This window comes from Mycolicibacterium hippocampi (genome assembly GCF_010723735.1).
Taxonomy (GTDB): Bacteria; Actinomycetota; Actinomycetes; order Mycobacteriales; family Mycobacteriaceae; genus Mycobacterium; species Mycobacterium hippocampi.
Window position 1 is genome coordinate 1,320,115 of the sequence record NZ_BLLB01000002.1, and the last position, 11,854, is coordinate 1,331,968.

An 11,854-nucleotide genomic window follows, 5' to 3' on the forward strand; every position below is an offset into this window, starting at 1 on the left:
GCCGCTACGGAACCGGGTTCAGCGTGCGTGTCACGTTGGTTCGCGGTCGGTTGCGTGTGGTGCGCGAGGTGGAATCGTCGTCCGCATCGTCCTCGCGTGTCCTGGGGGGCCGGTAGTTCGGGTTCCGGCGAGGCGACTCCGAGGTGTCCGAGGTGTCCGCGGTGCTCGTCGGCGTCAGGTCGGGATTGATGTCGGTCGTGATCGGCGGACTGGTGCTGGTGATGGTCCCGGTCGTGGTGCGCGTCGGCGACCGAGATTCGGTGGCCGAGCTCGGTGAGTCGATGTAATTGATGGGCGCCTGCTGCGGTTCGTTGAACTGGCGGGTGCCCCAGCTGATCGTCACGACCAGCAGAGCGATCGCGGCCACACCCGCCACGCTGGCTCCGAGCAAGGTGGAGGTGCGGTTGTGCCACGGAACGGGCGGCGCCTCCCCATGGGCGTCTTCGTCTCGATCCCGGCTGCTCACGGCCACCGATAGTAGCCGCGGACACCGGGCAGTCGCTGGGTCAGCGGAGCTGGGGAATCACCCTCTCGGCGAAGAACGCCACGTGGTCGAGATCGGACATGTCCAGGACCTGCAGGTAGACCCGCTCAACACCGGCCTCGATGAAGGGGCCCAACTTGTCGACGATCTCCGAAGGGGTCCCGACTGCAGGCGAGTTCGCGCGAAGCTCGTCGACCTCGCGGCCGATCGCCGCTGCGCGCCGGGAGACGTCGTCGTCGTCGCGGCCCGCGCACACCACGAACGCCGCGGAGTAGGTCAGCGAGTCCTTCTCCCGTCCCTGCTTTTCGACGGCCGCCGCCACCCGGGCGTATTGCGTGGTCAGCGTCTCCAGCGGGACGAACGGGATGTTGAACTCGGCGGCGTATTTCGCCGCCAGCGCGGGGGTCCGTTTGGCGCCACCGCCGCCGATGATGATCGGCGGATGCGGCGGTTGAGCAGGTTTGGGCAGTGCGGGGGATTGCGCGATGCTGTAGTGCGTCCCGGTGTAGTCGAAGGTCTCACCGACCGGGGTGGTCCACAGCCCGGTGAGGATCTCGAGCTGCTCGGTCAGCCTGTCGAATCGCTCGCCCAGCGGCGGGAAAGGGATCGCGTAGGCCAGGTGTTCGGCCTCGAACCACCCCGCGCCGATACCGAACTCGACACGTCCGTTCGACATCTCGTCGACCTGGGCCACCGAGATGGCCAGCGGTCCGGGGTGGCGGAACGTCGCCGAGGTCACCATGGTGCCCAGCCGGATCGAGGTGGTCTCCCGCGCGAGGCCGGCCAGCGTCACCCACGAGTCGGTCGGGCCCGGCAGCCCGTCGCCGGCCATCGCGACATAGTGGTCCGATCGGAAGAACGCCGAATATCCCGTGCTCTCCGCGATCAGAGCCACCGCGAGTTGGTCGGCGTAGCTGGCTCCCTGCTGAGGTTCGACGAAGATTCTGAAATCCACTGCATCCACGAGTTTCAGCCTATGCTCACAGCCCGCCGCGGGACTGTTTCACCCGCTCGACCAGGTCGGCTGCTCCGTCGACCGTGACCCGGGCCTCGTCGCGGCCCGCGGCGAACAGCAGCAGCTCGCCGGGTTCCCCGGTGACTGTGAGCTGCGGGCCCTGGCCCGCGGTGGCGAGCGTCTCGCCTTGCGGGGTGCGGAGTACGACCTTGGCCGGCGCCTTGCGCAGCGTCATCCGCGACATCATCGCCACCGGCCTGCGTAGCGCCGCGACCGTCTTGTCGTCGAGCGCCCTGGGTTCCCAGTCCGGCCGGGCACGCCGGACGTCCTCGTGGTGGATGAACATCTCGGCCACGTTGGCGATCGGATCCAGCAGCTTGAACGGCGAGTACAGCGGCGGCCCCTCGGCCACCTGACCCACCAGCACATCCCAGTCCGTGGAGGCCGCCAGCTGCCCCTGGACCCGCTCGGTGTATCCGGCGAACGCCGGGATCAGGATCCCCGGTGCCGCGTCCAACCGGCGCTCGCGGACTACCAGGTGTGCGGCGAGATCGCGGGCGTCCCAGCCCTCGCACAAGGTGGGCGCGTCCGGCGGAACCTCCCGGAACGTCGCAACAAGGGCGGCCCGTTCCTGCTGTGCCACGGTCATGTCAGTGGTTGCCCTTCCGTCGTCTCCCCAGTCTCCCACCGGCGGTTCGATGTTGATGCCAGCCGTCGCGGATCCGCTCATCCGGTGTGCTGTTCCACGACGGGGCAGGCGTCAAACGTCGCCGCCGGTGACCGCCACGTGACAGCGGGTCAGAAACCCTCGACGCCTTCGACGCTGACGACCATGCCCCGTCCGGTGCTGTCGTTGGTGAAGCGGGTACCGTCCACACTGGCGTCGATGGTCCAGCCCACCGCCGAATAGGTCCGGTAGTCCAGGGTTTCGGCGGGAATGGCCCCCAGATTCCCCAGCACCCAACTGATCTGTCCGTCAGCGGTGAGGCGCACGCCGTTCGCGGGCATGCCCTCGATCTCAGGTGCATCGGTGAACGCTGCCTCGCAGCCCACTTCCTGCTCGTCGAGTTGGCACCGGGTCTTGCCGGACTTGGTCTGGATGAACACGTACCCGTTGCGGGGTTGCAGCACCTGCCCGCCGGGGGGTCGCGGCGCGGTCGGGGTCGGGCGCGGATCCATGGTGGACGGCGGCGCCGCGGTCGGGCGGCTCGGCCTCGGGGTGGGAAATTCGGGCTCGGCGAACGAGTCCTGTTGCCGGGTGGCGGTGCCCTCGACGCTGGACTGGCAGCCGGCGAGCAGGCCGGCGCAGGCAAGCACGCTTGCGATCACCAGCCGCGTCTTCATTCCGGCCAGCGTACCCAGCATGTGGTGCGAGTGACGGAAGTGACGCGCGGGTGGTCGGGCGCCGCGAGTGTGAAGCCAAGGCTGTGATGTTGGTGCAGATCGCGACCAGGAACGCTATTTCGCGCAAGCCGGGGAACGTCGGGAACAAATCGCTCCGGCAGCCCGTTGGCCATATCGATAGTTGAGTGAATCAGGCTCAAGTCTGAGTTGACACCACGGTGGCATCAGGTGCAGTCTTGAGCGCGGTGCACTCACACGTCTGAGGATCAACTAAACGTCTATTCAGGAGGCAGCAATTATGGCTCGTGCGGTCGGTATCGACCTCGGGACCACCAACTCCGTCGTCGCAGTTCTGGAAGGTGGCGACCCAGTCGTCGTCGCCAACTCCGAAGGCTCCCGGACCACCCCTTCGGTCGTCGCGTTTGCGCGCAACGGCGAGGTGCTGGTCGGTCAGCCCGCCAAGAACCAGGCGGTGACCAACGTCGACCGGACCATCCGGTCGGTCAAGCGGGAGATCGGCACGGAATGGTCCGTGGAGATCGATGGCAAGAACTACACACCACAGGAGATCAGCGCGCGCATCCTGCAGAAGCTCAAGCGCGACGCCGAGAGCTACCTCGGTGAAGACATCGCCGACGCCGTCATCACGGTGCCCGCCTACTTCAACGACGCCCAGCGCCAGGCCACGAAGGAAGCCGGCCAGATCGCCGGGCTGAACGTGCTGCGCATCGTCAACGAGCCGACCGCGGCGGCGCTGGCCTACGGCCTGGACAAGGGCGAGAAGGAACAGACCATCCTGGTCTTCGACCTCGGCGGTGGCACCTTCGACGTGTCCCTGCTCGAGATCGGTGAGGGTGTGGTCGAGGTGCGCGCCACCTCCGGTGACAACCATCTCGGTGGCGACGACTGGGACGACCGGATCGTCGAATGGCTCGTCGACAAGTTCAAGGGCACCAGTGGCATCGACCTGACCAAGGACAAGATGGCGATGCAGCGGCTGCGTGAAGCCGCCGAGAAGGCGAAGATCGAGCTGAGCTCGGGTCAGTCCACCTCGATCAACCTGCCCTACATCACGGTTGACGCGGACAAGAACCCGCTGTTCCTCGACGAGCAGCTGACCCGCTCGGAGTTCCAGCGCATCACCCAGGATCTGCTCGATCGCACTCGCAAGCCGTTCCAGCAGGTCATCAAGGATGCTGGGATCGCCGTCGGTGACATCGACCACGTGGTCCTCGTCGGCGGGTCCACCCGGATGCCCGCGGTCTCCGAGCTGGTCAAGGAGATGACCGGCGGCCAGGAACCCAACAAGGGCGTCAACCCGGACGAGGTCGTCGCCGTTGGCGCCGCCCTGCAGGCCGGTGTGCTCAAGGGTGAGGTGAAAGACGTTCTGCTGCTTGACGTCACGCCGCTGTCTCTCGGTATCGAGACCAAGGGCGGTGTGATGACCAAGCTGATCGAGCGCAACACCACGATCCCGACCAAACGGTCGGAGACGTTCACCACGGCCGACGACAACCAGCCGTCGGTGCAGATCCAGGTGTTCCAGGGCGAACGTGAGATCGCCTCGCACAACAAGCTGCTCGGCTCCTTCGAGCTGACCGGTATCCCGCCGGCCCCCCGCGGCGTGCCGCAGATCGAGGTCACCTTCGACATCGACGCCAACGGCATCGTGCACGTCACCGCCAAGGACAAGGGCACCGGCAAGGAGAACACGATCCGCATCCAGGAGGGCTCCGGCCTGTCCCAGGAGGAGATCGACCGGATGATCAAGGACGCCGAGGCGCACGCCGAGGAGGACCGCACGCGTCGCGAAGAGGCCGACGTCCGCAACCAGGCCGAGTCGCTGGTGTACCAGACGGAGAAGTTCGTCAAGGAGCAGCGCGAAGCCGAGGGCGGTTCCAAGGTCCCCGAGGACACGTTGACCAAGGTCGACGGCGCGATCGCCGAGGCCAAGGCGGCGCTGGGCGGCACCGACATCGGCGCGATCAAGTCCGCGATGGAGAAGCTGGGTGAGGAGAGCCAGGCCCTGGGCCAGGCGATCTACGAGGCCACCCAGGCCGAGCAGGCTGCAGGTGGAGGTGACGCCGCCGGGGCCGAGGGTTCCAACGACGACGTCGTCGACGCCGAGGTTGTTGAGGACGATCAGGAGCGCAAGTGAGTGACGACCGAGACCGTTCCGCCGAACAGGAACCGATCACCGTCACCGACAAGCGGCGCATAGATCCGGAAACGGGTCAGGTGCGGGACACCGCTGCCGCCGGGCCGGCCCCCAGTGGGGGGCCGGCGCCGGACGAGTTCGCGGGCGAATCCGTCGAGGAAGCCGGCAAGGCGGCCGAGTTGCTGAACGATCTGCAACGCGTGCAAGCGGATTTCGCGAATTACCGCAAGCGGGCACTGCGTGATCAGCAGTTGATCTCCGACCGGGCCAAGGCCTCGGTGATCACCCAGCTGTTGCCGGTGCTCGACGACCTGGACCGGGCCCGCAGCCATGGTGACCTGGAATCCGGACCGCTGCGCTCTGTTGCCGACAAGCTCTCGACAGCGCTTGAAGCGCTTGGCCTTTCGGGATTCGGCAGCGAGGGTGACGAGTTCGATCCCGCGTTGCACGAAGCCGTTCAGCACGAAGGCGAGGGCACGCATCCGGTCGTCGGGACCGTGATGCGGCGCGGGTACAAGGTCGGTGACCAGGTGGTCCGTCATGCCATGGTGGGCGTCGTGGACACCGTGCCCGACGCGACCGCGGACGGCGGTAATGCCGACGTGAGCGCGGAACAACCCTCAGAATCATAAGAGTTGACCATCTACGACAACGAGCGGGAGAGGAGGTGACCCGATATGGCCCAGCGAGAGTGGGTTGAGAAGGACTTCTACAAGGAGCTCGGCGTCACCTCTGATGCCGACGAGAAGGAGATCAAGCGGGCCGCCCGCAAGATTCTCTCGGAGAACCACCCCGACCGGAACCCCGGCAACGCCGCGGCCGAAGAGCGGTACAAAGCCGCGTCGGAAGCCAAGGAAGTCCTCACGGATCCGGCGAAGCGCAAGGAGTACGACGAAACCCGCCGGCTGTTCGCAGGCGGCGGGTACGGTCGGGGCCGCTTCGGCGGTGGCGGCAGTGGTGGCGGTGGGTTCGGCGGTTTCGGTGCCGGCGGGGACGGCCAGGAGTTCAACCTGAACGACCTGTTCGACGCTGCCGGTCAAACCGGTGGCGCGAACATCGGGGACCTGTTCGGCGGGCTTTTCGGGCGGGGTGCTCAGCAACCGCGCCCGTCGCGTCCGCGCCGGGGCAACGACCTTGAGACCGAGACCGAGCTGAGCTTCCTGGAAGCCACCAAGGGCGTGGCGATGCCACTTCGGCTGACCAGCCCGGCCCCGTGCACGAACTGCCACGGCAGCGGCGCACGTCCGGGAACCAGCCCGAAGGTCTGCCCGAACTGCAACGGCGCGGGCGTCATCAGCCGCAATCAGGGCGCGTTCGGCTTCTCCGAGCCGTGCACCGAATGTCGTGGCAGCGGGTCGATCATCGAGAACCCCTGCGACGAGTGCAAGGGAACCGGCGTGACCACCCGCACCCGCACCATCAACGTGCGGATACCTCCCGGTGTCGAGGACGGTCAGCGTATCCGGCTGGCCGGCCAGGGCGAAGCCGGACTCCGGGGAGCGCCGTCGGGTGACCTGTACGTGACAGTACACGTCAGGCCGGACAAGGTGTTCGGACGCAACGGCGACGACCTGACAGTCACGGTGCCGGTCAGCTTCCACGAATTGGCCCTGGGCACAACGCTTTCGGTTCCAACACTGGAAGGCAAGGTCGGGGTCCGGGTGCCGAAGGGGACATCCGACGGCCGCATCCTGCGGGTGCGCGGACGTGGCGTGCCCAAGCGTGCCGGCGGCCACGGTGATCTGCTGGTCACCGTCAAGGTGGCGGTGCCACCGAATCTCGAGGGTGAAGCCGCCGAGGCCCTCGAGGCCTACGCGAAAGCCGAGCGCGCCGCAGGGTTCGACCCCCGGGCGGGTTGGGCCGGTGCGCAATGAGTGCCGGCCGCAGGGAGGAAGCCAGGACGTTTCTGATCTCGGTGGCCGCCGAACTTGCCGGCATGCACGCGCAGACACTGCGCACCTACGACCGACTCGGTCTGGTCAGCCCGCAGCGCAGTTCCGGTGGCGGACGGCGTTATTCGGAACGTGACGTGGATTTGCTCCGCGAGGTGCAGCGGCTGTCGCAGGACGAGGGTGTGAACCTGGCCGGTATCAAGCGGATCATCGAGTTGACCAACCAGGTCGAGGCGCTGCAGGCGCGGGTCCGCGAACTGAGCGCCGAGGTCGAGCACCTGCGGGCTCAGCCGCGGGCCAAGAGCACCGCGCTGGTGGTGTGGCAGCCACGCCACCAGCGCTGACCATCCGCCGGAACGGTATTCCAGCAGAGGCTTTCTCGGATTTCTGCGCCTGGAATACCGTTCCGGCGGATCTAGTCGATCTTGATGCGGAACTGGGCCGTCGCGGATTCGCCGGGCTGCACCTCGTGATAGCCGCCGCGGCGCAGCGCGTCTGTGGGGGCGGCCATCGGCTCGAAGCACACCACGTCGTCGTCGCCGGGTGCGAACACCTGCGCGGCGGTGAAACCCTCATCGAAGTGCACCTCGATGCGCCGGTCACCACCTGAGAGGGCGAACACCGAGCCGGGCGCGACTTCGTCGTAGCCGTCGTCGATGAACCTGTCACCCAACAACTCCGAGGCCGCCGGGCGATCCTCGATCCGGCCGGTCGGAATTCCCCACGCGTTCACCGGCTGGTACCGCATGGCTGGTGTCTCGATGTTCCAGTTCGCCCGCGGCACACCCGGCAACTGCAGGTAGGGATGGAAGCCGAAGCACATCGGCACCCGCGATCCGGTGGTCGCGCTGACCGTGGTCTTCACCGTCAGCGTCCGGTCGAGCAGGGTGATGTCCAACGTCAGCAGGTGCGGGAACGGGAACGTCGCCAGCAGCGCCGGGCGCGCGGCGAAATCCAGTTCGGCGGTCAGCTGGGACTCCAGCATCGTGGTGACGTCCCAGTCCGGGTACGCGGCCAATGTCCCGTGGATCGGCACCCCGTGCTGGTCGGTACGCACGCCACCGGTGCCGGGGGTCAGCGTCACGACCGCACCGTCGACGCCGTAACCATTGCTGCTCAGCCGGTTCGCCCACGGGTAGAGGATCGGGATCCCCATGGTCTTGTGGTTGGACACATAGGCCTGCAGCCCGCGGCGCTGACCCAGCAGTTCGGCACCCCCGTCCGACAGCGACGTGGCGACCATGCCTGCGGTGGGGACGTAGGTGGCGGTCAGCGCGGACGAGGGATCGCGCAGCGTGACGGTTTCAAACTCGGCCATGGCAGTCGATCCTGCCATGTGGGCTCAGCTTGCCAGCGGGTCATGGCGGATTTGTTCGGCAGGTGCGCCTTTGGCGATCAGTGCTGCCTTGGTGGCCTGCACCATCTCGGGCTTGCCGCAGAGCAAGATCTGGCGGTCACTCCAGCTGCCGTACCGCGTCACGACCTCGGGCAGGGCACCGGTCTGCCGCACGTGCAGGCCGCGAGGTGGCGTCGCGTCGGGGTAGTCGGCGGCCCACGGAGGATCAAAACCGAGCTCGGAGACCGGCGTCACCGACAGCCATGGGTTGGTCGAGGCGATCTCCCAGAGGGTGCGCAGGTCGTAGAGCTCGCACGGGTACCGCGCCCCGAAGAACAGGTGGACGCGCGGGTTCTCCCCGAACCTGGTCAGATCCATGATCAGGGCGCGCAGCGGCGCCAGCCCGGTCGAACCGGCGACCATCAGGACGTCGCCGGCGTCGCGGTCGACGTGCATCGCGCCGTGCGGGTTGGACAGCCGCCACCGGTCGCCGGGGCGGGCCTCGCCGACGATCGTCGGGCTCACCATCCCGCCGGGGACCGAGCGGATGTGGAACTCGACGTACCCGGCCGGGTCGGCCGGGATCGACGGACTCAGGTAGCGCCACCGCCGCGGCCACTGCGGGACCTGGACCGGGACGTACTGGCCGGGCAGGTAGTTCAGCGCGTGATCCATCTTCAGCCGGACGATCGAGACGTCGCGGGTGGGCCGCAGGTGTTCGAGCACGGTGCCGTCACTGAACGGCGGGCTGGTCTCGGCGTCCGCGGCGCCGCTCATCACGCCGATGACCAACTCCACGACGTCGTTGACGGCCTCGTTGAGTCGGCGGTCCCACCGGTCGGCCAGCTGTGAGCGCAGGACTGTCAGCAGCGCCTGCTGCAGCGACGCGTAGTGCGCTTGGGTGACACCGTACTTGCGGTGGTCGCGACCGAGCTGGGCGAGGAAGGCCACCGGCTCCTCGGCTCGCTGGGCGATGAGCTGGTCACACAGCCAGCACAGGGCCTCGGCGAAGACCTTGCGCTGCGTCTCCATGTCGGGCGGGAACAGGTCCCGAGCGGCGAGGTCGGCGCCGAACCATCTGGTGTGGATCTCGCGGATCAGCGGCTCCGATCCGAGATCCGGGTCGACGGCATCACGGAGGATGCGCATCGATTCCCGGTCTTCGAGTCCCACGCCGCACGATCCTAAGTCACTGCGCTGTGGATCCCGGCCGGCGCAGTGCGGCGGTGACGATGAGCACGGTCCCGGCCAGGATCCAGCAGGCCAGCACGACGACCGCGCTGGTTGCGCCGGCGCCGTCGAACGCGGCCGTCGACCGCAGCAGCGTGGCGGTGGCGCCCTGGGGCAGCAGCTGGCCCAGTTGGCCCCACGGTCCGGGCAGCATCTCCGGGGCGCTCGTCAGGCCCGACAGGGGGTTGCCCACCAGCACCGCCAGCAGTGCGCCGACTGCCAGGCCCACCTTGCCGAACAGCGCGCCCAGACCCAGCACGGTCAACGAGGCTGCCGCCACCCCGAGGGTGAGCGCCGCCGCGACGCCCCAGAAGTTCTGATCGATCGAGCCGAACACGTAGCGCAACAGGGCCGCGATCGTGACACCGGCCGCGCCGGCGAAGACCACCGCCGCACCGAACCGGGTCCAGGCCTCACGGCGCAACACCAGCAGCAGGGCGATCGCCGGCAGCAGCCCGGCCAACGTGATGGGTAGTGCCGACGCCGCGATGCCCGCTCCGCGGGGGTCGGCCGACGTGGGCGGAGCGAGGTCTTCGGTGTCCATCGGGATCCCGGTCTGCTGGCTGACCTGGCTTCCAAGCTGGGTCAGCAACTGGGCGATCGCCGGGCTGCCACCCGTGGCGGTCAGCAACCGGGCCTGTCCGCCCGGCTCGGACGGGAGCACGATGCCGCCGTACACGTCGCGCTGCCGGATGGCTTCTGTCAGCGCCGCCTCGCCGGGGTAATAGATGACCTCGAAGGCGCCGGGGGCATTCTGCTCGAGGCTCGTGGCGAGTTGCCCGCCGGCGGCCTGCGGACCCGCCGCCCCGATGGGCACGCCGTTCGGCGCGGAGTGCACGGCGGGCAGTGCGAACGCCAGCGCCAGGATCACCAGGACCGTGGTGAGCGCGACGATGACGCCCGCCGCCCGCGCCGCGGCCGGTGCTTCGTGCGGCGGCTCCGCGCGGTGGTGGGTGTGCTCCGGGCTGGTGGTGACCATGACCGTCCCCTTTTCATTCGTCGTTGAATTAATCCGCTGAGGGGAGCGTAAGCCGTCGTCGTCGATATTTCAACAATCATTGAAATGGTAGCGTCGGTTCATGCCACCACCAGCGCAGACGGTCAGGCGCCGGGGTCGACGACAGGGCGGGCCGGTCTCCCGGGAGGCGGTTCTGACGGCGGCCAAGACCCGGTTCGCCCGGGACGGATACGAGAAGACGACGCTGCGGGCCATCGCCGGGGAGGCGCGCGTCGATCCCTCGATGGTGCTCTACCTCTTCGGTTCGAAAGAGGAACTGTTCCGGGAGTCTCTGCGGCTGATCATCGACCCCGAGGTGCTCGTGGCCGCCCTCACCGGCGCCGGCGACGACGAGCCCGACATCGGCACCCGGATGGTGCGGACCTACCTCGGTGTGTGGGAGGCGCCGGAGAGTTCGGCGAGCATGCGCACGATGCTGGCGTCGGCGACGTCGAACCCCGACGCGCACGCCGCGTTCCGCGGCTTCATGCAGAACTACGTGCTGACAGCTGTCTCCGGTGTGCTCGGCGGCGACGAGCAGGCCAGGCTGCGGGCGATGCTGGCGGCGAGCAGCCTGGTCGGCACGGCGATGCTGCGTTACCTGATCTGCGTGCCGCCACTGTCGGACCTGCCGACCGAGGACGTGGTGCGCCTGGTGGCGCCGACCGTGACGCGATACCTGACCGCAGACGCCGCCGAACTGGGACTGCCGCTATAGGCCGTGAATCCCCTTGTACAGCACCAGAAGGCCGATCACCACCAGGATCGCGGCGACCAGGACGGCGTGCTGTTTCTCCATCCAGTCCTTGAGTCGGGTCAAGGCGGGATCCAGACGTTGGCCCGACACCGCGTATCCGAGGATGGGCAGTGCCACCGATGAGCCTGCCACTGCCACGAACCAGGCGACCGCGATCCACACGCTCGGTGAATCCAGACCCGCCGACCCGATCGCCAAACCGGCTGCCGCGCAGATGAACAACACCTTGACGTTGAGCACCGTCAGGACCGCCGCGGTCACCGCCGCCTTGCCCGGGGTAAGGGAGCTCATCCGGGTCATCCACCCCGGCATGTGCTCGGACTTCTTCCGATTCGCCCACCGGTAGCCGCCGAAGACGATCAGCGCGACACCGACGACGATCCGAAGCCACGACGCCCACCCCGGCGGTTTCTCCCCGATCCCGCCGATCAGGTTGGACACCGACAGGAACACCGCGGTCAAGACGGCGAGGCTGAGGATCCAGCCCGCCGCGAACGCCAACCCCGTGGGCTTGGGCCGCGCCGTGTGCAGCGCCAGCACCGCCGGGATGATCGACAGCGGGGACAGCGCCACCACCAGGGCGAGCGGAATGAGCTCGGTCAGAATCGATCCCCAGTCACCCGACACCCGGAGAACCTAACAAGAAGTGGGCCTTTGTGGCGCTTGAACCCCGCTAACGGGTCGTGGCCGGTACTCTCACT

The 11,854-nt window shown here is 67.9% G+C and carries 13 protein-coding genes; 5 read left to right on the forward strand and 8 right to left on the reverse strand.

The genetic code is table 11. The features are described from left to right. Window positions 1–4: 4 nt before the first annotated feature. The 4 genes from G6N53_RS07365 to G6N53_RS07380 all read right to left on the reverse strand — a co-directional run bounded on the left by G6N53_RS07365 (window position 5) and on the right by G6N53_RS07380 (window position 2,783). Window positions 5–466, reverse strand: coding sequence for a hypothetical protein (locus tag G6N53_RS07365; RefSeq protein WP_308206908.1), 462 nt, complete (start codon window positions 464–466; stop codon window positions 5–7). Between the two features lie 40 nt (window positions 467–506). Continuing rightward, on the reverse strand, window positions 507–1,439 hold the full coding sequence (locus tag G6N53_RS07370) for an LLM class F420-dependent oxidoreductase (RefSeq protein WP_163895588.1): 933 nt from the start codon (window positions 1,437–1,439) through the stop codon (window positions 507–509). 25 nt (window positions 1,440–1,464) lie between these two features. Next, window positions 1,465–2,088, reverse strand: coding sequence for a TIGR03085 family metal-binding protein (locus G6N53_RS07375; protein WP_163895590.1), 624 nt, complete (start codon window positions 2,086–2,088; stop codon window positions 1,465–1,467). Between the two features lie 149 nt (window positions 2,089–2,237). After that, a complete protein-coding gene (locus G6N53_RS07380; protein ID WP_163887882.1) occupies window positions 2,238–2,783 on the reverse strand; it encodes a hypothetical protein in 546 nt (181 codons plus the stop codon). A 298-nt stretch (window positions 2,784–3,081) separates the two neighbouring features. Here G6N53_RS07380 and dnaK point away from each other — a divergent pair, with 298 nt between their 5' ends. Genes dnaK through G6N53_RS07400 form a run of 4 tightly spaced genes read left to right on the forward strand, consistent with a single transcriptional unit; the run spans window position 3,082 to window position 7,177 of the window. Continuing rightward, on the forward strand, window positions 3,082–4,941 hold the full coding sequence (dnaK, locus tag G6N53_RS07385; RefSeq protein WP_163887883.1) for a molecular chaperone DnaK: 1,860 nt from the start codon (window positions 3,082–3,084) through the stop codon (window positions 4,939–4,941). Beyond that, the gene (gene grpE, locus G6N53_RS07390) at window positions 4,938–5,573 is read left to right on the forward strand and encodes a nucleotide exchange factor GrpE (RefSeq protein WP_163887884.1); all 636 of its coding nucleotides are present in this window, start codon (window positions 4,938–4,940) and stop codon (window positions 5,571–5,573) included. Before dnaK ends, grpE begins: the two co-directional genes overlap by 4 nt. A 45-nt stretch (window positions 5,574–5,618) precedes the next feature. Continuing rightward, a complete protein-coding gene (gene dnaJ, locus G6N53_RS07395; RefSeq protein WP_163887885.1) occupies window positions 5,619–6,815 on the forward strand; it encodes a molecular chaperone DnaJ in 1,197 nt (398 codons plus the stop codon). Continuing rightward, entirely contained in the window at window positions 6,812–7,177 is a 366-nt protein-coding gene (locus G6N53_RS07400; RefSeq protein WP_163887886.1) for a heat shock protein transcriptional repressor HspR, read from the forward strand. Before dnaJ ends, G6N53_RS07400 begins: the two co-directional genes overlap by 4 nt. A 71-nt stretch (window positions 7,178–7,248) precedes the next feature. Here G6N53_RS07400 and G6N53_RS07405 read toward each other — a convergent pair whose 3' ends face one another. Genes G6N53_RS07405 through G6N53_RS07415 form a run of 3 tightly spaced genes read right to left on the reverse strand, consistent with a single transcriptional unit; the run spans window position 7,249 to window position 10,378 of the window. After that, entirely contained in the window at window positions 7,249–8,151 is a 903-nt protein-coding gene (locus G6N53_RS07405) for an aldose 1-epimerase (protein ID WP_163887887.1), read from the reverse strand. 24 nt (window positions 8,152–8,175) lie between these two features. Then, window positions 8,176–9,342, reverse strand: a complete 1,167-nt coding sequence (locus G6N53_RS07410) for an FAD-binding oxidoreductase (protein ID WP_163887888.1) — start codon at window positions 9,340–9,342, stop codon at window positions 8,176–8,178. 16 nt (window positions 9,343–9,358) lie between these two features. Beyond that, entirely contained in the window at window positions 9,359–10,378 is a 1,020-nt protein-coding gene (locus G6N53_RS07415; RefSeq protein WP_163887889.1) for an ABC transporter permease, read from the reverse strand. A 100-nt stretch (window positions 10,379–10,478) separates the two neighbouring features. Here G6N53_RS07415 and G6N53_RS07420 point away from each other — a divergent pair, with 100 nt between their 5' ends. Continuing rightward, window positions 10,479–11,114 (forward strand): TetR/AcrR family transcriptional regulator, encoded by a 636-nt coding sequence (locus G6N53_RS07420; protein ID WP_163887890.1) that lies wholly within the window; start codon window positions 10,479–10,481, stop codon window positions 11,112–11,114. On the opposite strand, the gene G6N53_RS07425 is transcribed toward G6N53_RS07420, so the two are convergent. Continuing rightward, window positions 11,109–11,780 carry a GAP family protein gene (locus G6N53_RS07425; protein WP_163887891.1) on the reverse strand — a complete coding sequence of 224 codons (672 nt, stop codon included), beginning with the start codon at window positions 11,778–11,780 and terminating at the stop codon, window positions 11,109–11,111. The two genes, G6N53_RS07420 and G6N53_RS07425, sit on opposite strands and share 6 nt — an antisense overlap. Window positions 11,781–11,854 lie beyond the last annotated feature (74 nt).

Excerpts from the sequence above, each read along its gene's own strand:
- G6N53_RS07375 (WP_163895590.1), bottom strand. The coding sequence starts at position 2,088 with ATGACCGTGGCACAGCAGGAACGGGCCGCCCTTGTTGCGACGTTCCGG.
- G6N53_RS07400 (WP_163887886.1), top strand. The coding sequence starts at position 6,812 with ATGAGTGCCGGCCGCAGGGAGGAAGCCAGGACGTTTCTGATCTCGGTG.
- G6N53_RS07405 (WP_163887887.1), bottom strand. The coding sequence starts at position 8,151 with ATGGCCGAGTTTGAAACCGTCACGCTGCGCGATCCCTCGTCCGCGCTG.
- dnaK (WP_163887883.1), top strand. The coding sequence starts at position 3,082 with ATGGCTCGTGCGGTCGGTATCGACCTCGGGACCACCAACTCCGTCGTC.
- G6N53_RS07420 (WP_163887890.1), top strand. The coding sequence starts at position 10,479 with ATGCCACCACCAGCGCAGACGGTCAGGCGCCGGGGTCGACGACAGGGC.
- dnaJ (WP_163887885.1), top strand. The coding sequence starts at position 5,619 with ATGGCCCAGCGAGAGTGGGTTGAGAAGGACTTCTACAAGGAGCTCGGC.
- G6N53_RS07415 (WP_163887889.1), bottom strand. The coding sequence starts at position 10,378 with ATGGTCACCACCAGCCCGGAGCACACCCACCACCGCGCGGAGCCGCCG.
- G6N53_RS07380 (WP_163887882.1), bottom strand. The coding sequence starts at position 2,783 with ATGAAGACGCGGCTGGTGATCGCAAGCGTGCTTGCCTGCGCCGGCCTG.